The 22,584-nt window shown below is 56.1% G+C and carries 21 protein-coding genes; 15 read left to right on the top strand and 6 right to left on the bottom strand.

The genetic code is table 11. The annotated features are described in order from the left end of the window. Positions 1-10: 10 nt before the first annotated feature. Positions 11-1,651, top strand: a complete 1,641-nt coding sequence (gene pgm / locus J2125_RS18000; RefSeq protein ID WP_017799233.1) for a phosphoglucomutase (alpha-D-glucose-1,6-bisphosphate-dependent) — start codon at positions 11-13, stop codon at positions 1,649-1,651. A gap of 45 nt (positions 1,652-1,696) precedes the next feature. On the opposite strand, the gene kdpE is transcribed toward pgm, so the two are convergent. From kdpE to J2125_RS18030, 6 genes are read right to left on the bottom strand one after another with little or no spacing between them, the layout of a single operon-like run. Beyond that, a complete protein-coding gene (kdpE, locus tag J2125_RS18005; RefSeq protein ID WP_017799232.1) occupies positions 1,697-2,374 on the bottom strand; it encodes a two-component system response regulator KdpE in 678 nt (225 codons plus the stop codon). Next, a complete protein-coding gene (gene kdpD, locus J2125_RS18010) occupies positions 2,371-5,040 on the bottom strand; it encodes a two-component system sensor histidine kinase KdpD (RefSeq protein WP_209499514.1) in 2,670 nt (889 codons plus the stop codon). The genes kdpE and kdpD overlap by 4 nt, the downstream gene beginning before the upstream one ends. A 55-nt stretch (positions 5,041-5,095) precedes the next feature. After that, positions 5,096-5,665, bottom strand: a complete 570-nt coding sequence (kdpC, locus tag J2125_RS18015) for a potassium-transporting ATPase subunit KdpC (protein ID WP_017799230.1) — start codon at positions 5,663-5,665, stop codon at positions 5,096-5,098. A gap of 9 nt (positions 5,666-5,674) precedes the next feature. Further along, entirely contained in the window at positions 5,675-7,723 is a 2,049-nt protein-coding gene (kdpB, locus tag J2125_RS18020; RefSeq protein ID WP_017799229.1) for a potassium-transporting ATPase subunit KdpB, read from the bottom strand. A gap of 15 nt (positions 7,724-7,738) precedes the next feature. Beyond that, complete coding sequence (gene kdpA / locus J2125_RS18025) at positions 7,739-9,424, bottom strand: potassium-transporting ATPase subunit KdpA (protein WP_017799228.1); 1,686 nt, start codon at positions 9,422-9,424, stop codon at positions 7,739-7,741. Further along, positions 9,424-9,513, bottom strand: coding sequence for a potassium-transporting ATPase subunit F (locus J2125_RS18030; protein ID WP_017799227.1), 90 nt, complete (start codon positions 9,511-9,513; stop codon positions 9,424-9,426). Before J2125_RS18030 ends, kdpA begins: the two co-directional genes overlap by 1 nt. A gap of 304 nt (positions 9,514-9,817) precedes the next feature. Between J2125_RS18030 and J2125_RS18035 the strand changes: the two genes are divergently transcribed. From J2125_RS18035 to dgcN, 14 genes are all read left to right on the top strand, one after another. Further along, a complete protein-coding gene (locus J2125_RS18035; protein WP_017799226.1) occupies positions 9,818-10,018 on the top strand; it encodes a YbfA family protein in 201 nt (66 codons plus the stop codon). A gap of 137 nt (positions 10,019-10,155) precedes the next feature. Further along, the gene (locus J2125_RS18040) at positions 10,156-11,118 is read left to right on the top strand and encodes a YbgA family protein (RefSeq protein ID WP_017799225.1); all 963 of its coding nucleotides are present in this window, start codon (positions 10,156-10,158) and stop codon (positions 11,116-11,118) included. Positions 11,119-11,133: 15 nt separating this feature from the next. Then, positions 11,134-12,555, top strand: coding sequence for a deoxyribodipyrimidine photo-lyase (phrB, locus tag J2125_RS18045; protein ID WP_017799224.1), 1,422 nt, complete (start codon positions 11,134-11,136; stop codon positions 12,553-12,555). 12 nt (positions 12,556-12,567) lie between these two features. After that, entirely contained in the window at positions 12,568-13,311 is a 744-nt protein-coding gene (locus J2125_RS18050; protein ID WP_017799223.1) for a type 2 GTP cyclohydrolase I, read from the top strand. A gap of 171 nt (positions 13,312-13,482) precedes the next feature. Beyond that, a complete protein-coding gene (gene pxpB, locus J2125_RS18055; protein ID WP_017799222.1) occupies positions 13,483-14,139 on the top strand; it encodes a 5-oxoprolinase subunit PxpB in 657 nt (218 codons plus the stop codon). Beyond that, complete coding sequence (gene pxpC / locus J2125_RS18060) at positions 14,133-15,065, top strand: 5-oxoprolinase subunit PxpC (protein WP_017799221.1); 933 nt, start codon at positions 14,133-14,135, stop codon at positions 15,063-15,065. Before pxpB ends, pxpC begins: the two co-directional genes overlap by 7 nt. Beyond that, on the top strand, positions 15,055-15,792 hold the full coding sequence (gene pxpA, locus J2125_RS18065) for a 5-oxoprolinase subunit PxpA (RefSeq protein WP_017799220.1): 738 nt from the start codon (positions 15,055-15,057) through the stop codon (positions 15,790-15,792). Before pxpC ends, pxpA begins: the two co-directional genes overlap by 11 nt. Positions 15,793-15,858: 66 nt before the next feature. Further along, complete coding sequence (locus J2125_RS18070) at positions 15,859-16,587, top strand: DUF969 domain-containing protein (protein WP_017799219.1); 729 nt, start codon at positions 15,859-15,861, stop codon at positions 16,585-16,587. After that, on the top strand, positions 16,587-17,603 hold the full coding sequence (locus tag J2125_RS18075) for a DUF979 domain-containing protein (RefSeq protein WP_209499515.1): 1,017 nt from the start codon (positions 16,587-16,589) through the stop codon (positions 17,601-17,603). Before J2125_RS18070 ends, J2125_RS18075 begins: the two co-directional genes overlap by 1 nt. A gap of 7 nt (positions 17,604-17,610) precedes the next feature. Beyond that, complete coding sequence (pcp, locus tag J2125_RS18080) at positions 17,611-18,258, top strand: pyroglutamyl-peptidase I (RefSeq protein ID WP_017799218.1); 648 nt, start codon at positions 17,611-17,613, stop codon at positions 18,256-18,258. A gap of 15 nt (positions 18,259-18,273) precedes the next feature. Continuing rightward, positions 18,274-19,065 (top strand): endonuclease VIII, encoded by a 792-nt coding sequence (nei, locus tag J2125_RS18085; RefSeq protein ID WP_017799217.1) that lies wholly within the window; start codon positions 18,274-18,276, stop codon positions 19,063-19,065. Between the two features lie 247 nt (positions 19,066-19,312). Next, complete coding sequence (locus J2125_RS18090) at positions 19,313-20,290, top strand: DUF1852 domain-containing protein (RefSeq protein WP_209499516.1); 978 nt, start codon at positions 19,313-19,315, stop codon at positions 20,288-20,290. Positions 20,291-20,316: 26 nt separating this feature from the next. Further along, positions 20,317-21,348, top strand: a complete 1,032-nt coding sequence (locus J2125_RS18095; protein ID WP_026111447.1) for a methionine synthase — start codon at positions 20,317-20,319, stop codon at positions 21,346-21,348. Positions 21,349-21,576: 228 nt separating this feature from the next. Then, on the top strand, positions 21,577-22,584 hold the full coding sequence (dgcN, locus tag J2125_RS18100; RefSeq protein WP_017799214.1) for an N-acetyltransferase DgcN: 1,008 nt from the start codon (positions 21,577-21,579) through the stop codon (positions 22,582-22,584).

The following is a 22,584-nucleotide window of genomic DNA, read 5'->3' on the forward strand; positions in this document are numbered from 1 at the left end:
AGAAGCGCCAATGGCCAGTCACCCCCGTGCCGGGCAGCCAGCCCAGCAGAGCGATTTGATTAACGTTGCACAATTAACATCCCAGTATTATGTGCTGCAGCCGGATCTGGCTAATGCAGAACATGCGGTGAAATTTGGCACCTCCGGCCATCGTGGCAGCTCAGCGCGTCACAGCTTTAATGAATCACATATTCTGGCGATTGCGCAGGCGATTGCCGAAGAGCGCAAAAAGAATGGCATCACCGGCCCGTGCTATGTTGGTAAAGACACCCATGCCCTCTCCGAACCGGCGATTATTTCGGTGCTGGAAGTGCTGGCGGCCAACGGTGTGGATGTGATCGTGCAGCAGGACAATGGCTATACGCCAACGCCAGCGATCTCTAACGCAATCCTTGAGCACAACAAAAACGGCGGCGCGCTGGCTGACGGCATTGTGATTACGCCATCACATAACCCGCCGGAAGATGGTGGCATTAAATATAATCCACCGAACGGCGGTCCGGCAGACACCAATGTCACCAAAGTGGTGGAAGATCGCGCCAACCAGCTGATTCAGGGCGGCCTGCAAGAGGTCAAACGTCTGGCGCTGGATAAAGCCTGGGCGACAGGCCATATTCAGGAACAGGATCTGATCCAGCCTTATATTGAAGGTCTGGCGCAGGTGGTGGACATTGCGGCGATTCAGAAAGCCGGTCTGAAGATTGGCGTTGATCCGCTTGGCGGCTCCGGTATTGCTTACTGGCAGCGTATTGCTGAGTTCTATCATCTCGATCTGACCATTGTTAATGATGCGGTCGATCAGACCTTCCGCTTTATGCATCTGGATAAAGATGGCGTGATCCGGATGGATTGCTCGTCTGAACCGGCGATGGCGGGTCTGCTGGCGCTGCGTGATAAGTTCGATCTGGCCTTTGCCAACGATCCGGATTATGACCGTCACGGCATCGTTACCCCTGCGGGTCTGATGAATCCAAACCACTATCTGGCGGTGGCGATTAACTATCTGTTCCAGCATCGTCCGCAGTGGGGCAAAGATGTTGCTGTCGGCAAAACGCTGGTTTCCAGCGCGATGATCGACCGGGTGGTGAACGATATTGGCCGTAAGCTGGTGGAAGTGCCGGTGGGCTTTAAGTGGTTCGTTGACGGCCTGTTTGACGGCAGCTTTGGTTTCGGTGGTGAAGAGAGCGCTGGCGCCTCCTTCCTGCGCTTTGACGGCACTCCATGGTCTACTGACAAAGATGGCATCATTATGTGTCTGCTGGCGGCGGAAATTACTGCTGTAACCGGTAAGAACCCGCAGCAGCACTATGATGAGCTGGCTGAGCGCTTTGGCGCGCCAAGTTATAACCGTTTGCAGGCTTCGGCTACCTCGGCGCAGAAAGCGGCGCTGTCTAAGCTGTCACCAGAGATGGTCAGCGCCGATACGCTGGCGGGTGATCCGATCACCGCACGTCTGACTGCCGCGCCGGGCAACGGTGCGTCGATTGGCGGTCTGAAAGTGATGACAGAGAACGGCTGGTTTGCCGCGCGTCCGTCAGGTACGGAAGACGCCTATAAAATCTACTGTGAAAGCTTCCTCGGTGCTGAGCACCGTGAAAAGATTGAAAAAGAAGCGGTAGAAATTGTCAGCGAAGTACTGAAGAACGCGTAACGATGTGACACGGGCGGCGTTAGCGCCGCCCTTTTTACACCCCGGCTACGGCATAAAGCGATAACCAATCCCGGTTTCGGTAATCAGATGCTTTGGTTGCGCCGGTTCCGCTTCCAGCTTCTGGCGTAAATGCCCCATATAGATACGCAGATAGTGGCTGTGTTCCACCGCGTTCGGTCCCCACACCTGATTAAGTAACTGGCGTTGAGTCAGCACTTTCCCCGGATTATTCAGCAAAATCACCAGCAGGCGAAATTCAATCGGCGTCAGATGCAGCGGCTGATCGTCACGCGTGACGCGGCGGGCGGCGATATCCACCGTTACGCCGGAAAAGGTGATCACCGAAGCCTGTGGCTGCGTTGCGCCGTGACGGCGCAGGGCGACACGGACTCGCGCCAGTAACTCGCCCACGCCAAAAGGTTTCGCCAGAAAGTCATCAGCGCCGGCATCCAGCGCATCAATTTTATCCTGCTCGTCGCTACGCGCGGAGAGCACCACAATCGGCATCGCACTCCACTGGCGCACTTCGCGGATAAAATCAATGCCGTCACCATCGGGCAGCCCGAGATCGAGGATCACCAGATCGGGTTTGCGCGTCGCGGCTTCAATCAGACCGCGCTGCAGCGTTTCACTGTCAAATACGCGTAAAGACTCACCCTCCAGCGCAATGCGCAGGAAGCGGCGGATCTCTTTTTCATCTTCAACAATCAGGACAGTGGTCACATTTCCTCAATCTGTTCGGGATCCCACGCGGGCAGCTCATCCTGCGGCAGTCGCAGATGGAAGCTGGCGCCACCGGATGGCCGGTTTGTCGCCACGATTTCGCCCTGATGCAGAGTGACTATCGCCTGGCAGATCGCCAGACCCAGGCCGACACCGGGAATCGCTGACTCTTTGCTACCGCGGGTAAATTTATCAAATATCTGCTGTTCCTGCCCGGGTAAAATACCCGGGCCGCTGTCCCACACTTCAATATCGAGAATATTCTCCTGACGCCGTGCGCGAATACCGATTTGCGCCTGCGGACCGGCATACTTCAGCGCATTCTCCAGCAGATTGGTCAGCACCCGTTCGATCAGCGGACCGTCAACCTGCACCAGCAGTAGCCCATCAGGTAAATCGAGATCAATACGCCGCTCATTTAGCAGCGGGGCCATCGCGTTCAGCGTACTGCCAATAATCTCTTCCAGCGTCAGCCACTCTCTGCGCAGCACAAAACCGCCGGACTGAATGCGCGCCATATCCAGCAGATTATTCACCAGCCGGGTGGTATTAATAATATGCTGGCGGATCTGATTCGCCTGCGGTGCATGGGGCGAGCTGGCGGCGGCTAAATCCAGCGTCAGAATTTCCGCCATGCCAAACAGCACCGTCAGCGGGGTGCGCAAATCATGGGACAGCGCCGCCAGCAGCGAGTTACGCAGCTGCTCGCTTTCCGCCGCGAAGCGCGCCTGCTCTTCCGATTGCGTCAGCGCCAGCCGCTCAAGGGCGGTGGCAATCAGCACCATAAAGGTTTCAATCAGCCGCTGCTGTTCGGGGATCATTAACTGACGCAGGCTGGAGGGCTGGATAATCAGCAGGCCCCAGCTTTTCTCCTGCATCACTAACGGCAGAATCTGATAGGGCACGCCGGGCAGGGTATCGGTACCCGCGCCGGCTGGCTGGCGGTTATCAAAGCTCCAGCGGGCGATAGCCGGATCCGCCTGGCGCGGCAGCGGCAGCTGGCCCTGTGCATCGGGCAGCAGCAGCTCGCTGTTGGCGCGGAAGCTGTTATCGATAAAGTGCTGGCTGACGCTGATAATATCCTGCGAATTACGCGTGCGGCTCAGCGCTTTCGACATTTCATACAGCTGGCGCACACGCCCTTCACGGTAGTGCGCCACCCGCGCCTGATAGCGCATACTGGCGGTCAGGTTACCAATAATAATACCCACTGCCAGCATAATGCCGAAGGTCAGCAGATACTCGAGGTCGGATACCGCGAGGGTGCCGCGCGGGGCAATAAAAAACAGGTCAAAGCTGGCGACGTTGATCACCGAAGCCAGCACCGACGGCCAGCGGCCATACAGCAAGGCGACAATCACTACGCCGAGCAGATAGAGCATCACCAGGTTGGCATCGGCCACCTGTGGGAACAGCCAGCTGGCGCCGAGGGTAGTCAGCGCGCAGAGCGCCACCGCCAGCGCGCAGCCTTCCAGCGGCTTACGCCATTTTTCCGCGCTGCTTTTCGCGCTCAGCGGACGGGCGGGCAGGGCAGTATCCGCCTCATCGCGTGCGACAATAATCAGATCAAGATCCGGCCCCAGCTTGCCCAGCCGGTTGGCGAAACCGTCGCGCTTCCAGCGCTGTGCGGCGCGGCGGCCAATCACAATTTTGCCGAGATCATGTTCGCGCGCATAACGCAGTACCGACTGCTCTTCATCGGTGTCGGAGAGGGTGGCGGTTTCCGCGCCGAGATCCTGCGCCAGTTTCAGTGCCTGCAGAATACGCCGCCGCTGTTCCCCCGGTAATTTATGCAGCCGTGGCGTTTCGACATATACCGCGTGCCAGGGCGCGTCGAGCCTGGCGGCCAGACGTGCGGCGGTGCGCACCAGCTTCTCATTGCCGCTACCCGCGCCGATACACAGCAGAATCGCATCGCGGGTATGCCAGACTTTTTCCCGCCCTTTATGGTCGCGCCAGGCGCGCATCTGATCGTCAACCCGGTCGGCGGTGCGGCGCAGCGCCAGTTCACGCAGGGCAATCAGGTTACCTTTACGGAAAAAGTGTTCAATGGCGCGCTCCGCCTGTCCGGCGATATACACTTTGCCTTCGGCCAGCCGTTGCCGCAGATCGTCAGGTGTCAGATCGACCAGCACGATCTCATCAGCCATGTCGAAAATCGGATCCGGCACCGTTTCGCGCACCTGAATCCCGGTGATGCTGCTGACCACATCGTTCAGGCTTTCCAGGTGCTGCACATTCACGGTGGTCAGCACATCGATACCGGCATTCAGCAGCTCCTCGACATCCTGCCAGCGTTTTGGGTGACGCGCGCCGCTGATATTGCTGTGCGCCAGTTCATCGATCAGGATAATCGCCGGCGCACGGGCGAGAGCGGCGTCGAGATCAAACTCCTGATACTGACGGCCCTGTTGTGTGTAGCGCTTCATCGGCAACACATTCAGCCCATCAAGCAGCGCTGCGGTTTCGCGCCGTCCATGCGTCTCCACCACGCCAATCAGCACATCCAGCCCCTGTTCGCGCAGGCGGCGTCCCGCCTGCAACATGGCATAGGTTTTACCGACGCCCGCGCAGGCGCCGAAAAAGATCTTCAGTTTGCCGCGCGGCGCAGCGGCAAGCTGCTGCAACAGCTTCTCCGGTGACGGACGCTGTAGCTCATCGTTCATTGGTTATCCTTTTAACACCGGCGGCGATAACGCCGCCCCTACGGCAGGGGAGCCGTTATCGGCTCCCGTCCAACGCCAGATTCAGCATAAGGACATTTACCGTTGCTTCGCCAGTAAATTTGATTAATGGCGTATTAATCTGGCTGGCAATCAGCTGGTTAAGCTGCTGCAGCGGAATACCACGGGCTTCCGCCACCCGTGGCGCCTGCCAGTAAGCGGCGGCTGGCGAGATCTGCGGATCAAGGCCGCTGGCGGAGGCGGTCACCAGATCCAGTGGAACTGGCCCGGTGGACAACGGATTGGCGGCGCGCAGAGCCGCCACCCGCTGCGCAATCAGCTTATCCAGCGCCGGATTACTGGCCGCCAGATTACTGCCCGCTGACGCCAGCGCGTTATAAGGTGACTCGGCGGTGGCCGACGGACGGCCATGAAAATCGGCCGGGCCGTCAAACGCCTGACCGATCAGCTCAGAACCGCGGACTTTACCGGCGACGCTAATCAGCGAACCGTTGGCCTGCCACGGAAATATCGCCTGCGACAGGCCGGTGACTAACAGCGGATAGGCTGCGCCAGTAATCAGCGATAACAGGATAAATACCAGCAACGCCGGACGTAAAATGGACATAACAGTTCCTTAAACCAGACCGGTAACGGTTAACAACAGGTCGATAACTTTAATGCCGATAAACGGCACCACAATGCCGCCAGCGCCATAAATCCACAGGTTGCGACGCAGCAGGGCGGCGGCGCTTAATGGCCGGTAACTGACGCCTTTTAACGCCAGTGGGATCAGAAACACGATAATCAGCGCGTTAAATATCACCGCTGACAGAATCGCCGACGCTGGTGAATGCAGCTGCATAATATTCAGCGCATTCAGCTGCGGCCAGGTGACGGCAAACGCCGCCGGAATAATGGCGAAGTATTTCGCCACATCGTTGGCGATACTGAAGGTGGTCAGCGAGCCACGGGTCATCAGCATCTGTTTGCCGATATGCACCACTTCAATCAGTTTGGTAGGATTGGAGTCGAGATCGACCATATTGCCCGCTTCTTTTGCCGCCTGGGTGCCGGAGTTCATCGCCACCGCCACATCGGCCTGCGCCAGCGCCGGGGCATCGTTAGTGCCGTCACCGGTCATCGCCACCAGCCGGCCTTCTGACTGGTACTGGCGAATCAGCGCCAGCTTGGCTTCCGGCGTGGCTTCAGAAAGAAAGTCGTCGACACCGGCTTCGGCGGCAATCGCTGCGGCGGTTAACGGGTTATCACCGGTGATCATCACGGTTTTAATCCCCATGGTGCGCAGCTCGGCAAAACGTTCTTTTATGCCGCCTTTAACGATATCTTTTAACGCTACCACCCCCAGCGCCACACTGCCTTCCGCCACCACCAGCGGTGTTCCGCCGGTGCGCGCCACCTGTTCCACCAGCGCCATGACTTCTGGCTGCAACTGACCGCCGTTGGCTTCAACATGACGCTTAATCGCATCCACCGCCCCTTTGCGAATCATTCGCTGCTGAATATTGACCCCGCTCATGCGGGTTTGCGCTGAGAACGGCACAAAGGTGGCGTTTAGCGCATGCAAATCACGTTCGCGCAGATTAAAGCGTTGCTTCGCCAGCACCACAATGCTGCGGCCTTCCGGGGTTTCATCCGCCAGGGAAGCCAGCTGGGCGGCATCCGCCAGCTGCTGTTCATTCACGCCTGGCGCTGGCAGGAATTCTGACGCCTGCCGGTTACCCAGGGTGATGGTGCCGGTTTTATCCAGCAGCAGCACATTGATATCACCGGCGGCTTCCACCGCGCGACCGCTGGTGGCGATTACATTGGCCGCCAGCATGCGGCTCATCCCGGCGACGCCAATTGCCGACAGCAGGCCGCCAATGGTGGTGGGGATCAGACAGACCAGCAGCGCCACCAGCACCGTGACGCTAATCGCCTCGCCGCCATACAGCGCAAACGGATAAAGCGTGGCGGTGGCAAACAGAAATACCAGCGTCAGCGCCACCAGCAGAATGGTAAGGGAGATTTCGCTTGGTGTTTTGCGGCGCTTAGCGCCTTCCACCATGGCGATCATCCGGTCGAGAAAGGTTTCGCCCGGGTTGGCGCTGCACTGAATCACCAGCCAGTCCGATAACACGCGCGTACCACCGGTCACTGAAGCGAAGTCACCACCCGATTCACGGATCACCGGCGCTGACTCACCGGTAATCGCGCTTTCATCAACCGAGGCGCCCCCCTCAATCACTTCGCCGTCACAGGGAATAATGTCGCCAGCCGACGCCAGCACAATATCGCCTTTGCGTAGCGACTCTGCCGGAACGCTGTCGATGGCGGCATCATGATGCGGCGCGGCGAGCTTGTTTGCCCAGCTGGTTTTTTTCATCCCTTTCAGTGAGCTGGCCTGCGCCTTACTGCGCCCTTCAGCAATTGCCTCCGCGAAGTTGGCAAACAGCACGGTAAACCACAGCCAGACAGCGATGGCGGCGGTAAAACCGGCGCTGCCGCTGCTGTAACCGAGGGCCATCGCCAGCGCGATGCCGCTGGTGAGAATTGAGCCGAGATACACCACGAACATCACCGGATTACGCCACTGTACGCGCGGATCGCATTTTTTCAGCGCACCGGCTAACGCCTGTTGCGTGATGGCCGCATCAAATAGAGGTTGTTGCTTGCGAGTCATTATCTACTCCGGCACTTAATGATTCAGTAATTGAAGGTGTTCAGCGACCGGTCCGATCGCCAGCACCGGTACAAAGGTCAGGGCGGCCACCAGCAGCACAGTGCCGATCAGCAGGCCGATAAACAGCGGACCATAGCTGGGCAGGGTGCCTGCACTTGCCGGTTGCGCTTTTTTCACCACCAGTGAACCGGCAATCGCCAGCACCGGCAGAATGATGGCAAAGCGGCCGACAAACATCGCCAGCGCCAGCAGCAGGTTCCAGAACGGCGTGTTGACGCTGAGTCCGGCAAAGGCACTGCCATTGTTATTGGCGGCGGAGGAGAGGGCATACAGCACCTCGCTAAAACCGTGCGCTCCCGGATTAAGAATCCCCGCGCGTCCTGCATCGGTGGTAATCGCCAGCGCAGTGCCGATCAGCACCAGCGTCGGTGTAACCAGAATCGCCAGCGCGGTCATTTTTATTTCGCGGATTTCGATCTTTTTACCGAGATACTCCGGTGAGCGACCAATCATCAGTCCGGCGATAAACACCGCCAGCAGCACAAACAGAATCATGCCGTACAGACCCGAACCGACACCGCCAAAAATCACTTCACCAATCTGCATCAGCAGCATTGGCACCATGCCGCCGAGTGCGGTAAAGGAGTCGTGCATCGCATTAACCGCGCCACAGGAGGCGGCAGTGGTCACTACCGCATACAGCGCAGAATTCAGAATGCCGAAGCGCGTCTCTTTGCCTTCCATATTCAATGGTGAGGCGGCGCCAGCTGAGAGCAGATGCGGATTACCGTTAAACTCGGCCCAGATCACCACAATGGCGGCGAGAATAAACATCAGCGTCATCGCGGCCAGCAGCGCATGTCCCTGACGGCGATCGCGCACCGCTTCACCAAAGGTGAAACAGAGGGCGGCCGGGATCAGCAGAATCGCCAGCATCTGCACAACGTTGGTCAGCGCGTTGGGGTTTTCAAAGGGATGCGCCGAGTTAACGCCGAGAAAGCCGCCGCCATTGGTGCCCAGCAGCTTGATCGATTCCTGTGAGGCGATCGGCCCCATCGGTAACGTCTGACTGTGACCCGCCAGTGTCAACACGCTTTGATAGTCATTAAGGTTTTGCAGCACGCCCTGACTGACAAAAAACAATGCCAGCAGCAGTGACAGCGGCAGTAACAGATAGAGGGTAATGCGCAGCAGATCCTGCCAGGCGTTGCCGAGCGTCTGTACGCTATGGCGGGAAAAAGCGCGGATCAGCGCAAAAGCGACGGCAATGCCGCTGGCGGCGGAGAGGAAATTTTGCACCGTCAGGCCAGCCATCTGGCTAAAGTAGCTAAGGGTATTTTCGCCGCTGTAAGCCTGCCAGTTAGTGTTGGTGACAAAACTGATGGCGGTATTCAGCGCCAGGTGCCAGCTCATCGGGGCAAAATGTTGCGGATTAAGCGGCAGACGATCCTGCAGCATCAGGATGGCGAACAGCACCAGCACGCCGAGCAGGTTGATGGCCATTATCGCCCAAAAATAACTCAGCCAGCCCATCTCCTGCTGACGGATCCCGCACAGCCACCACAGACGCCGCTCAAATCCGGCGCGCAGCGGACCGGGATCGCCATCCACCAGTTTCGCCATGCTTTTGCCTAACGGCTGCGCCAGAATCAGCAACAGCACCACAAAGCTAAACAGTAACATGCTTGCTGACGCAGCCATCAGAAGGCCTCCGCATAAAGCAGGGCATAAATCAGATAGCCCGTCAGCAACGCAACCAGCAGTACGCCAGCGACAATCGCAACACTCACACTACACCTCCAGAGGGGGTTATTCAGATAAGTGCAGGGTAATCATTAGTGTGCAAAGAAGGTGTATAGAAAGCAGGACGCGGTATAAAGAAAGTATAAAAATGGTGATTAACAAACCTGATTACTTGAATTAACAAATATGTAACCCAATTACAGTAATTGGTAAAAACTGCGATTTTTTTCGTCAGAAAGTGGTCGGATGAGTAGTAAAATTACCAAACGCGGCGTAAGATAGTGGTCAGATTACACACAGCACCCATTTTAATGTGATCTGTATCGAACTGACTAACGGAGGGCGTGGGCCATGTATCAAAACTATTCATTGCTTAAAATCATCCTGCGTCGCACAGCGGCGATGGTGGTTGGCTTACTGGCGTTGCCAGTGATGTTATTTCGCGCGGACCGGGCGCGTTTTTACAGCTATCTGCATCGATACTGGAGCAAAACCAGTACGCAGCCAGTATGGCTGGCGCAGTCTGAAGCCGCCGGTGGCGATTTCTGGTAATCATCAATTTGAAAAATCCCGCGCTTAGCGGGATTTTTTTTGCCTGAATTTCACGCCATCACGATCCTTTTTAGCGCCAATCATATCAGTTTCAGCTACACTTAAAACCTATACAGAATTTAAGAGGCTGTACAACTATGAGCGAGAAAATTCCGGTTGGAATCAGTGCCTGTCTGCTCGGGGATAACGTCCGCTTCGACGGCGGCCATAAACGCTTTGCCTTTGCGACTAACGAACTCGCTCCTTTTGTACGCTTTGAACCGGTCTGCCCGGAGATGGCGATTGGTCTGGCGACGCCGCGTCCGGCATTGCGGCTGGTAAAAGATACTGAAGCTGAAGATCAGGTTGCGCTCTGCTTCAGTAAAGAGGGGGGTGAGGATGTGACGCAGCTGATGCAGAGTTACTCCGCAGAAAAAGTTACCCATATGCATCATCTCTGCGGCTATATCGTCTGCGCCAAATCCCCCAGCTGCGGCATGGAGCGGGTGCGTATCTATGAATCTGCTACCAATAACAATCGCAAGGCGGGCGTCGGTATATTTACCCGTGAACTGATGCGCGAGATCCCCTGGCTGCCGGTGGAAGAGGACGGACGTCTGCATGATGACGCGATCCGTGAGAATTTTGTCGCCCGCGTCTATACCCTGTATGAATTTAATCAGATGTGTAAAGCGGGCCTTAGCCGCTTCAGTCTGATGGCGTTTCACAGCCGCTACAAACTGCTGCTGCTGGCCCATTCACAGCCGCAATATCGCGAGCTGGGGCGCTTTGTCGCCGCCATGGACCAGTGGGATTCGCTGGAAGCCTATGCCGTGGAGTATCGCCAGCGCCTGATGAATCTGCTGTCGCAACCCGCCACCCGCAGCAATCACACCAATGTGCTGATGCATGTGCAGGGCTATTTCCGCCGTCAGCTGACCTCAGCACAGCGCCAGGAGCTGGCGGCTCTGATTGATCGCTATCGTCAGGGGATCCAGCCGCTGCTGGCACCAATCACCCTGCTCAAACACTATATGGCTGAATATCCGGATGCGTATCTGACGCAACAACGCTATTTCGAGCCATACCCGGAAGCGCTGCGTCTGCGCTACGGTTACTAATTTTTCAGGAGTTTTATGGCCACCCATTTGGTATGGCTGCGCAATGATTTGCGCGTCAATGATAATACTGCTTTATATGCCGCCTGCCGTGATAAGCAGGCGAAGGTCATTGCCCTGTTTATCGCCACGCCGCAACAGTGGCAACAGCATCAGATGGCACCGCGTCAGGCGGCGTTTATTTATGACAATCTGCAATTGCTGCAACAGGCGCTGGCAGAGCGCGGCATCCCGCTGCACTACCATCAGTGTGACGATTTTACCGCCTCGGTGGCCTTTATCACCGGGTTCTGTCAGCAGCAGCAGGTGGATCAGCTGTTCTACAATTATCAGTATGAAGTGAATGAGTTACAGCGTGATGCCTTAGTGGAAAAAGCGCTGTTCTGGCAGGATATTGTGGTGCAGGGTTTTGATGACAGTTTGCTGTTGCCGCCAGGCAGCGTGCAGACCGGCAATCGCGAAATGTATAAAGTGTTTACGCCATTTAGCAAAGCCTTTGTTAAACGTCTGCAACTCGGTTTACCGGAATGTGTGCCGGCGCCCGCCGCGCGTGACGGCGCGCCGCTGCAAAAACTGCCAGCGCTGGAACCTTTCGACTATCCGCGCCAGCCATTCGACCAGCAGCTGTTTCCCGCCGGTGAGCAGGCGGCGATTAAGCAGCTGCGCCACTTCAGTAAACAACCGGTAATGGATTACCCCAGCCAGCGCGATATTCCGGCGCTGGACGGCACCAGCCGGCTGTCGGTCTATCTGGCGACCGGTGTGCTGTCGCCGCGTCAGTGCCTGCACCGTTTGCTTAAAGATCATCCCAATGCACTGGCGGGTGACGACAGTTTTATCTGGCTGAATGAGCTGATCTGGCGCGAGTTTTATCGTCATCTGCTGGTGGCCTGGCCGGCGCTATGCCGTCATCAGCCGTTTACCCGCTGGACGCGCAATGTGCAGTGGCAGGTGGATGATCAACAGCTGCAAGCCTGGCAGCAGGGTAAAACCGGCTATCCGATTGTTGATGCGGCGATGCGCCAGCTGAACAGCCTTGGCTGGATGCACAATCGCCTGCGGATGATCACCGCCAGTTTCCTGGTGAAAGACCTGCTGATCGACTGGCGCGCGGGCGAGCGATATTTTATGTCGCAGCTTATCGATGGCGATCTGGCGGCGAATAACGGCGGCTGGCAGTGGGCCGCGTCTACCGGCACCGACGCCGCGCCCTATTTCCGCATCTTTAATCCGACCACCCAGGGCGAACGCTTTGACGCGCAGGGCAAATTTATTCGTCACTGGCTGCCGGAATTACGCGATGTACCGGACGCCGACATCCATCAGCCCCAGTTGTGGGCAAAGAAAAATCAGCAAACACTCGATTATCCGCAGCCAATGGTAGACCATAAGGAAGCACGTAAGAGGACACTGGAAGCCTTTGAGGCCGCACGAAAATAGTCGGGGAAAACCATGCGCAATTTTGAACTGGAACATATTGTTAACCAGCAACTCAACACCGCGAGCTTTAGTGACTACGCACCGAATGGCTTGCAGGTGGAAGGGCGCGCTGAAGTGAAGAAAATCGTTACCGGCGTTACTGCCTGCCAGGCGCTGCTGGATGAGGCGGTGCGTTTGCAGGCCGATGCGGTACTGGTACACCATGGCTACTTCTGGAAAAGCGAGTCTCCGGTGGTCAAGGGGATGAAGCGCAACCGGCTAAAAACCCTGCTGGCCAACGATATCAATCTGTATGGCTGGCATCTGCCGCTCGACGGTCATCCGCAGCTCGGTAATAACGCGCTGCTGGCGAAAGACCTGGGGATAGAGGTGCGCGGTGAAATCGCCCTGTTACTGCCCTGGGGTGAGCTGGATGATGCCCTGACCGGCGAAGCGCTGGCGCAACGTATCACGGATAAACTGGGACGCACGCCACTGCACTGTGGTGATAATGCGCCAAAACTGATTCGCCGCGTCGCCTGGTGTAGCGGTGGCGGACAGAGCTATATTGATGAAGCGGCGGAATTTGGCGTGGATGCGTTTATCTCCGGCGAAGTGTCAGAAAAAACCATCCACAGCGCGCGTGAAAACGGCGTGCACTTTTTTGCCGCCGGTCACCATGCCACCGAACGCGCCGGGATCCGTGCCTTAGGCGACTGGTTAGCGGAAAGCTATGGCTTAGATGTGACCTTTGTCGATATCGATAATCCTGCCTGACCTTCCTGCCTGCTCCCCCACACGGTCGGGGGAGCAAAGTGATTGACACTCAACCCATTGTTAAGCATAACTGTCTGCCTTAAATGAATAAGCAGATACCTGATGTCGCTGGCGTTACCCTCTGCCCGGCGATACAGGATATTTGCCTTTTAGTCTGTCAGGAGGTGCATATTGCAACGAGCACGCTGTTACCTGTTAGGGGAACGCGCTGTAGTGCTTGAGTTGGATCCCCCGGTTTCCCTCGCCAGCCAGCAGCGGATTTGGGGACTGAGTGAGCGCCTGAAAAGCAATCCGCAAGTCGTTGAAACCATTCCGGGGATGAACAATCTGACCCTGGTATTAGCCGATCCGCAGCATACTGCGCTGGATGCCATTGAGCGTTTACAACGCTGGTGGGAAGAGAGTGAGGCGCTGCTGCCCGAATCGCGCCAGGTGGAGATCCCGGTGATTTACGGCGGTGAAGCCGGCCCCGATCTTGATGAAGTGGCGCGTCACAGCCAGCTGACGCCACAGCAGGTGGTGGAGCTGCACGCCTCGGTTAATTACGTGGTCTATTTTATTGGTTTCCAGCCCGGTTTCCCTTACCTCGGTGGCCTGGATGAGCGCCTGCATACGCCGCGCCGCGCTGAACCGCGCCTGCTGGTGCCGGCCGGGTCGGTGGCGATTGGCGGCAGCCAGACCGGTATCTATCCGTTAGCCACCCCAGGCGGCTGGCAGCTGATTGGCCGCAGCGATCTCACGCTGTTTAATCCCCAGCATCAACCGCCTACCTTGCTGCGCCCGGGCGACAGCATCCGTTTTGTGCCACAGAAGGAGGGCGTGTGCTGACGATTATTCGTGCCGGAATGAGCACCTCAATTCAGGACGCAGGCCGCTTTGGCTGGCGTCAGTACGGTATCGGCCTCAGTGGCGCGCTGGATATTCCGGCGATGAAAACCGCTAATCTGCTGGTGGGTAATCCACAGGAGAGTGCGGTACTGGAAATTACGCTTGGCCAGTTTAGCGCTGAATTTGGCCGTGACGGCTGGATCGCGCTGACCGGTGCAGGCTGTCATGCTGAGATTGACGGCAAAGCGGTGTGGACCGGCTGGCGTACTGCGGTTAAAGCCGGACAACGGCTGACGCTGGCGATGCCGCAGCGCGGCATGCGCAGCTACCTGGCGCTGGATGGCGGTTTCGATCTGCCGTCGCTGCTCGGTTCGTTAAGCACCGATCTGAAAGCCGGATTTGGCGGTCAGCACGGCCGCCGGATTGAGGATGGCGACCAGCTGCCATTACTACCTGCGACGCGTCAGTTCACTAAGCCCGCGGGCGTTCGTCAGCTGCTATGGGGCAACCGTATTCGCGCCTTGCCTGGCCCGGAGTATCATGAATTCAGCCGTGAATCGCAGGAAGCTTTCTGGCGCAGTTCATGGAAGCTGAGCCCGCAAAGTAACCGTATGGGCTATCGCCTGCACGGGCGTACCTTAACCCGCAACAGCAGCCGCGATATGCTGTCACACGGCCTGCTGCCGGGCGTGGTGCAGGTACCGCCAAATGGCCAGCCGATTGTGCTGATGTCCGATGCGCAAACCACCGGCGGCTATCCGCGCATTGCCTGTGTGATTGAAGCGGATCTCTACCATCTGGCGCAGATTCGTCTGGGGGAGCCGATGCACTTTGTTCACTGCACGCTGGATGAGGCATTGCAGGCCAGACAGCAGCAGCAACGTAGTATCGATCAAATGGTATGGGGATTAGAAAATGAAAGTTGATCTCAACGCCGATCTCGGCGAAGGCGGTGGCAGTGATCGTCAGTTGTTGCAGCTGGTGACTTCCGCCAATATTGCCTGCGGTTTTCACGCCGGTGATGCGCAAACCATGCTGCAGTCAGTGCGCTGGGCAATGGAATCTGGTGTCGCTATTGGCGCCCATCCAGGCTTCCCGGATCGTGAGAACTTTGGTCGTACTGCGATGCAGTTGCCGCCGGAAACCGTTTATGCGCAGGTGATTTACCAGATCGGCGCGCTGAAGGCGATAACTGAAAGCGAAGGCGGCAGGCTGGTACATGTAAAACCGCACGGCATGCTGTATAACCAGGCGGCGCTGGATACCGAACTGGCAGAGGCGATCGCCCGCGCGGTAAAAGCGGTGGATCCGACGCTGATACTGGTGGGTCTGGCTAACAGCGAACTGATTCGCGCCGCTGAACGCCTCGGCCTGGCCAGCCGTCAGGAAGTCTTCGCCGACCGCGGTTATCAGGCGGATGGCACGCTGGTGCCGCGCAGCCAGCCTGCGGCGATGATTGAAAGTGACCAGCAGGCGATTGAGCAGACGCTGAGCATGGTGCAGCACGGTAAAGTGCGCGCTGTCAGCGGTGAAGAGGTGGCAGTGCGCGCGGACAGCGTCTGTCTGCATGGCGACGGCGCGCATGCGCTGCAATTCGCCAGCCGGCTGCGTGAAGCTTTCGCCGCGCAGCAGATTAACGTCACCAGCCAGTAACATCCCCTGTTTATTCTCTCCGGCCGTCAGGGCCGGAGATTTTTTTATTACTCCTGGAGAGTCACCATGGACAACGCTGTCAATCTCTGGCCGCTTATTGGTATCGCGGCGATTATTATCGGCTTCTTACTGCGTTTTAACCCGGTGCTGGTGGTGATCGCCTCCGGTATTATTACCGGCATTGCCGCCAATATGCCGATCGAGTCGATTCTGGAAAAACTCGGTTCCGGCTTCCTCAATACCCGTAACCTGGCGTTAATTCTGTTACTGCCGCTGGCGGTGATTGGTCTGGTGGAACGTCACGGTCTGAAAGAGCGTGCGCAGGGCTGGATTGCTCATATTAAAAGCGCCACGGCCGGACGTCTGCTGATTGTCTATCTGTTTGTGCGCGAAGCGACGGCGGCGCTGGGTTTAACCAGTCTCGGCGGTCATCCGCAAATGGTGCGTCCGCTGCTGGCGCCAATGGCGGAAGGGGCGGCGGAAAGTCGTTATGGCGAGTTGCCGCCGCAGGTACGTTACCGTCTGCGCGCTATGTCGGCCGCCACCGATAACGTCGGGCTGTTCTTTGGCGAAGATATCTTTGTCGCCTTTGGCGCGATTATCTTTATGCATAACTTTATGCTCGAGTCCGGTGGTATTCAGACTGAGCCGCTGCATATTGCGTTGTGGGGCATTCCGACCGCAATTTGCGCCTTTATCATTCATGCGGTGCGATTACACCGTCTGGATAAAACCCTTGCCGCTGAACTGGCATCCATTAATGCGCAGGCGTTGCAGGCGAAGGGAGCAAAGTAATGTTTCAACAACAATATCTGTTCTGGCTGGCAGGCGTCATCCTGCTGATTGTCGGGGTGATGTCCTGGCGTGATAAAGCTAACCCACGTCGTTTAACCACCGGTCTGTTCTGGGCGCTGTATGGCCTGGTATTCCTGGTCGGCGACTGGACTTACTCACTGATGAGTCAGTTTGCCGGTTCCGACGCCGAAGGGCAGCGCAGCCTGCATATTGTGGTCGGCGTGCTGGTGGTGGTGATGGCGCTGGTAGCCGGTCTGGGCGGAGTTAAACTCGGCAGCTATCATCAGCGCACCGAAGAGCAGCGTAAAGAGAGCGCCACCCGTCTGGGCAACAAACTGTTTCTGCCCGCGTTATCGATTCCGGTAGTCACCGTGGTGGGCGTACTGGCGTTTAATAATATCCCGGCGCTGCAACAGGCGGTATTTGGCGCCGGTAATCATTCGACTCTGATCACCCTGTTCTCGATGACGGTCGGCTGTCTGGTCGGCTGGCTGGTGGCGCTGAAACTGACGCGTGAAGCACCGGCACAATCGTTACAGGAGACGCGTCGCCTGCTGGATTCAATTGGCTGGGCATTTATTCTGCCGCAAATCCTCGCCACCCTCGGCCTGCTGTTTACCACCGCCGGTGTCGGTGTCGCTATTTCGCATCTGACTGAAACCTATCTGGCGGTGGATAACCGTCTTGTCGCGGTGGCAACCTATACCATCGGTATGGCGTTGCTGACCATGGTGATGGGCAATGCCTTTGCTGCCTTCCCGATTGTGACTGCCGGTATCGGTATTCCGATTCTCGTTCTGCAACACGGCGGTAATCCGGCGGTAATGGCGGCGATTGGCATGTTCTCCGGTTATTGCGGTACGCTGATGACGCCGATGGCGGCGAACTTCAATATTGTGCCTGCCGCACTGCTGGAGCTGCCGGATCGTAACGCAGTGATTAAAGCTCAGGTGCCGACCGGCGTGCTATTGTTAATGGTTAACGTGTTTCTTCTCTACTTCCTGATGTTCCTGTGAGGTTTTAATGAAAACGGTATTGATCACCGCCTTTGACCCCTTTGGTGGCGAACAGGTAAACCCATCATGGGAAGCGGTACGTCAGCTAAATGAGCATATTATCGGCGGGGCGAAAGTGGTCGCCCGCCAGCTGCCGACGGTGTTTGGCGAAGCGCTGACCACCCTGTATGCGGCGATGGATGCGCTGCAACCTGAGCTGGTGATTGCGGTCGGCCAGGCCGGTGGGCGTGCGGATATCAGTATTGAGCGTATTGCGATCAATGTTGATGATGCGCGTATCCCGGATAACCAGGGCAAGCAGCCGATTGATGAGCCAGTCGTGGCTGGCGGCCCGGCGGCTTACTTCTCCACCTTACCGATTAAAGCGCTGGTTGAAGGCATCCGCGAAGCAGGCATTCCCGCAACGGTTTCGCAAACGGCGGGCACCTTTGTCTGTAACCATGTGATGTACGGCCTGCTGCACCGGCTGGCAGAGCAGGGCGGGGAAGTGCGCGGCGGCTTTATTCATATTCCGTATCTGCCGGAGCAGGCGGCGAAACTGCCGGTTGCGCCGAGCATGTCAGCACAGACCGTGATCCTGGCGCTGGAGATGGCCATCTCTATCGCCCTGCGCACGGAGCAGGATTTGCGTCTGGTGGGCGGCGCGACGCATTAACTACCGGGAGTTACTATGCCAGAAGGTCCCGAGATTCGGCGGGCGGCAGATCAGCTGGAGCAGGCGATTCTGGGGAAGACGCTAACCGACGTCTGGTTTGCCTTCCCCGAATTGAAAACGTACGAACCGGCGCTGCTGGGTGAGACAGTGACAGCGATTGAAACGCGCGGCAAAGCGCTGCTGACACACTTTTCCAACGGCCTGACGCTCTACAGTCATAACCAGCTGTACGGCGTCTGGCGCGTGGTAAACAGTGGCGAGACGCCGCAAACCAATCGCGTGTTGCGGGTACGGCTGGCGACGGACGAGCGGGCAATTTTGCTCTACAGCGCTTCCGATATCATGCTGCTGAACAGCGAGACGCTGGCAAGCCACCCCTTTCTGCAGCGTGTCGGCCCCGATGTGCTGGATATCACTCTGACAGCGCAACAGGTGCGCGAGCGCCTGTTGTCCGCACGTTTTCGCCGACGGCAATTTAGTGGCCTGTTACTCGATCAGGCATTTCTCGCCGGGCTGGGTAACTATCTGCGGGCGGAGATTCTCTGGCAGGCGCAGCTGCTGCCACAGCATAAAGCGCAGGATCTTTCACCCCAGCAGCTGGCAATCTTTGCCGATGCGCTGCTGGCGATCCCGCGTCACTCCTACCAGATGCGCGGCACCATGGATGAGAAGCGTCATCACGGCGCGGCGTTTCGCTTTAAGGTGTTTCATCGCAGTGGTAAACCCTGTGAACGCTGCGGCACGCTGATTGAGAAAAGCACACTCTCATCGCGACCTTTTTACTGGTGTCCGGGGTGTCAGTTTTGACTGCACGCTGACGCGCAGATATCCGCTGGCAAGCAACTTCATCCGATCATGAATATGACTCATGTTCGGGTGAAATTAAATCACTTTTACTCAATCAATGAGTCTGGCATAAAGTATGCACTGCTATTCGCTTTAGACAATATGAAGAAAACTGAATAAAAAAACCAGAAAAGAAAACGTTAAGATACTGGGAAAGCAAGAAGTAAATTCAGTTTTTTTATATCAGAAATCAGGATGCCAAATCGCGATGAATAATGAATTTACATTTACCATTAAAAGCATTTCTTTCGATGAAAATTATAACCCTTCCGAAAATACGCGTATCACTACCAACTTCGCTAATCTGGCCAGAGGCGAGAAACGCCAGCAGAACTTGCGCAATGCGTTAACGATGATTGACGATCGTTTCAATACTCTGGCGCATGGTGATAATCCGGAAGGGGATCGTTACGCCGTTGAACTTGAAATCATTTCCGTTGCGATGGATGTTGAAGGCAAGAGCGTTAGCTTTCCAGTGATTGAAATATTGAAAACAAATATTATTGATCAAAAAACCAACGAGCGCATTGAAGGTATTGTGGGGAATAATTTTTCCTCTTACGTGCGAGATTATGACTTTAGCGTATTATTGTCCGAGCACAACAAGAATAAAACCGAATTCAGCACGCCGGATAATTTTGGCGACCTGCATGGAAAGTTATTTAAATGCTTCGTTAATTCAGCTGATTACAAAGCGAATTTTACTAAGCCGCCAGTTATATGCCTGAGTGTTTCAAGTAAAAATATCTATCATCGGACTGAGTATCAGCATCCTGTTCTGGGCATCGAATACCAGCAAAATGAATCTTCGATGACGGATCACTATTTCAAAAAAATGGGATTACAGGCGCGTTATTTTATGCCGCAAGGGAGTGTTGCGCCTTTGGCGTTTTATTTTGCGGGTGATTTAACTGGCGATTATACCCATCTTGAACTGATCAGCACCATCAGCACGATGGAGACTTTTCAAAAGATTTACCGGCCTGAGATTTACAATGCTAACTCTGCCGCTGGAAAAGAGTATCAGCCAGACCTGAATCATCAGGATTATGCATTAACGCAAATTGTTTATGATCGAGAAGAGCGCAGCCAGCTGGCTATTGAACAGGGAAGGTTTACTGAGGAGCACTTTATCAAACCCTACCGAACTGTTCTCGAGCAATGGTCCGCTAATTACGTTCTTTGATGAATCTATACACAAGGTTATCTGTTATGAAAATATTATTACCTACTTCAACGGCGGGCAGTTTGCCTAAACCCTCCTGGCTTGCACAACCGGAGACTCTCTGGTCACCCTGGAAATTGCAGGATAAGACGTTAATTGAGGGCAAACAGGATGCGCTGCGTTTGTGCCTGCAAGATCAACAACAGGCAGGTATTGATATTGTCAGTGATGGCGAGCAAACACGTCAGCATTTTGTTACGACATTTATTGAGCACCTTAGCGGCGTTGATTTCGAGAAACGTGAGGTCGTAAGAATTCGCAATCGTTATGATGCGAGTGTACCGACAGTTGTTGGTGCGGTGAGTCGCCAGAAGCCGGTTTTTGTTGAAGATGCGAAGTTTTTACGTCAGCAAACCAGCCAGCCGATTAAATGGGCGCTGCCAGGCCCGATGACGATGATCGATACGCTCTATGACAGCCACTATAAAAGTCGCGAAAAACTGGCCTGGGAATTCGCCAAAATTCTTAATCAGGAAGCCAGAGAATTAGAGGCTGCTGGTGTCGATATTATCCAGTTTGATGAGCCCGCATTTAATGTTTTCTTTGATGAGGTGAATGACTGGGGGATTGCCGCTTTAGAAAGAGCCATTGAAGGGCTTAAGTGCGAAACGGCTGTCCATATTTGTTATGGCTACGGCATCAAAGCCAATACAGACTGGAAAAAGACGCTGGGATCAGAATGGCGGCAATATGAGGAAATTTTCCCTAAACTGCAAACATCTGGTATCGATATCATCTCACTGGAATGTCAGAACTCGCGTGTGCCGATGGATCTTATTGAACTCATCCGCGGTAAAAAAGTCATGGTAGGGGCTATTGATGTGGCAACCAATACCATTGAGACACCAGAGGAAGTCGCCAGTACGCTACGCAAAGCACTGCAGTTTGTCGATGCTGACAAGCTCTATCCTTCTACTAACTGTGGCATGACCCCGTTATCCCGTCGGGTAGCCAACGGCAAGCTCCAGGCGTTAAGTGCAGGCGCAGAAATTGTCCGCAGAGAACTGCTGGCTAAATAACCTCGCCAGAGAGTCGATCATGTGCAGGGAACTCAGTCCGGGTTAAGCGAGCTGATCAATCGCCAAAACTCCCCAATTACCCACCGGACTGAGCGATTTCCCTGCCTCATGTAAGCCGCTCCCCGTAACCCGCTTATAACCTCAGGCTATACCCCCCCACCAAACAAGCATTCGCCAACCCCCTCCCCAGATGAAATAGTCAGATCAGCCTAAATCTGGAGAAACATCATGCTGATCCCACAACCCTATTTATTATTCCTTGGCGACGTAACCGACCCGCTGGCAGCGAAAACCGCGCGCGGCATTCAGGTATGGCGTCCGGAGCAGTGTGTCGGCGAGCTGCGCCTGCCGGGCTGCACCGTCTCCCTTGGTCTTGAAGAGCTGGATATCGCCACCGCCGTCGCGCGCGGCGCGAAAACCCTGGTGCTGGGCACCGCCAATGCCGGTGGTTTTCTGCCGCAGCACTGGCTGGGGACGGTACGCGACGCAATTAGCGCAGGCATGAACGTCGCCAGCGGTCTGCATCATCGTCTGGCGGATGAGCCGGAGCTGGTGGCGCTGGCTGCGGCCCATAACGTTGAGCTATTCGATATTCGTCATATGCGTCCGAAACTGTCGGTTGGCAGCGGCAAAAAACGCAGCGGCAAGCGCATCCTGACCGTCGGCACCGACTGTTCGGTCGGCAAAATGTACACCTCGCTGGCGCTGGAAGCGGCGATGCGGGAGATTGGCCTGAAAGCTGATTTCCGCGCCACCGGCCAGACCGGCATCCTGGTCGCGGGTGAAGGTATCGCCATCGATGCAGTGATCGCTGACTTTATTGCTGGCGCCGCTGAAGCGCTTTCACCGGCTAACGAAGACGATCACTGGGATATCGTAGAAGGTCAGGGTTCACTGTTCCACCCGTCCTACGCCGGTGTCAGCATGGGTCTGATCCACGGTGCGCAGCCACACTGGCTGGTGATGTGTCATGAAATGGGGCGTCCGCATATGCGTCATCTGCCGCACTCACCGATGGTCAGCCTGGCGGATTGCGTGGAAGCTAATATCCGTGCCGCGCATGTCACCAGCGACAACGTCCAGCTGGCCGGTTTTGCCATCAATACCTCCAATTACAGCGAAGAAGAAGCGCGTGCTTATTGCCAGCAGGTCAGCGCAGAGTTTGGCGTGCCAGCCACCGATCCGGTGCGTTTTGGTATCAATGATATCGCCGCGTTGCTGAAAGAGCGGGGCTAA

It is taken from the genome of Winslowiella toletana (assembly GCF_017875465.1).
GTDB lineage: Bacteria > Pseudomonadota > Gammaproteobacteria > Enterobacterales > Enterobacteriaceae > Erwinia > Erwinia toletana.

Bases quoted from the DNA above. Each gene is read 5' to 3' on its own strand.
- pcp (WP_017799218.1), top strand. From the start codon at position 17,611: ATGAAAACGGTATTGATCACCGCCTTTGACCCCTTTGGTGGCGAACAG.
- pxpA (WP_017799220.1), top strand. From the start codon at position 15,055: ATGAAAGTTGATCTCAACGCCGATCTCGGCGAAGGCGGTGGCAGTGAT.
- J2125_RS18040 (WP_017799225.1), top strand. From the start codon at position 10,156: ATGAGCGAGAAAATTCCGGTTGGAATCAGTGCCTGTCTGCTCGGGGAT.
- kdpD (WP_209499514.1), bottom strand. From the start codon at position 5,040: ATGAACGATGAGCTACAGCGTCCGTCACCGGAGAAGCTGTTGCAGCAG.
- J2125_RS18070 (WP_017799219.1), top strand. From the start codon at position 15,859: ATGGACAACGCTGTCAATCTCTGGCCGCTTATTGGTATCGCGGCGATT.
- J2125_RS18050 (WP_017799223.1), top strand. From the start codon at position 12,568: ATGCGCAATTTTGAACTGGAACATATTGTTAACCAGCAACTCAACACC.
- J2125_RS18095 (WP_026111447.1), top strand. From the start codon at position 20,317: ATGAAAATATTATTACCTACTTCAACGGCGGGCAGTTTGCCTAAACCC.
- kdpC (WP_017799230.1), bottom strand. From the start codon at position 5,665: ATGTCCATTTTACGTCCGGCGTTGCTGGTATTTATCCTGTTATCGCTG.
- J2125_RS18090 (WP_209499516.1), top strand. From the start codon at position 19,313: ATGAATAATGAATTTACATTTACCATTAAAAGCATTTCTTTCGATGAA.
- J2125_RS18035 (WP_017799226.1), top strand. From the start codon at position 9,818: ATGTATCAAAACTATTCATTGCTTAAAATCATCCTGCGTCGCACAGCG.
- kdpB (WP_017799229.1), bottom strand. From the start codon at position 7,723: ATGACTCGCAAGCAACAACCTCTATTTGATGCGGCCATCACGCAACAG.
- J2125_RS18075 (WP_209499515.1), top strand. From the start codon at position 16,587: ATGTTTCAACAACAATATCTGTTCTGGCTGGCAGGCGTCATCCTGCTG.
- dgcN (WP_017799214.1), top strand. From the start codon at position 21,577: ATGCTGATCCCACAACCCTATTTATTATTCCTTGGCGACGTAACCGAC.
- pgm (WP_017799233.1), top strand. From the start codon at position 11: ATGGCCAGTCACCCCCGTGCCGGGCAGCCAGCCCAGCAGAGCGATTTG.
- phrB (WP_017799224.1), top strand. From the start codon at position 11,134: ATGGCCACCCATTTGGTATGGCTGCGCAATGATTTGCGCGTCAATGAT.
- kdpA (WP_017799228.1), bottom strand. From the start codon at position 9,424: ATGGCTGCGTCAGCAAGCATGTTACTGTTTAGCTTTGTGGTGCTGTTG.
- nei (WP_017799217.1), top strand. From the start codon at position 18,274: ATGCCAGAAGGTCCCGAGATTCGGCGGGCGGCAGATCAGCTGGAGCAG.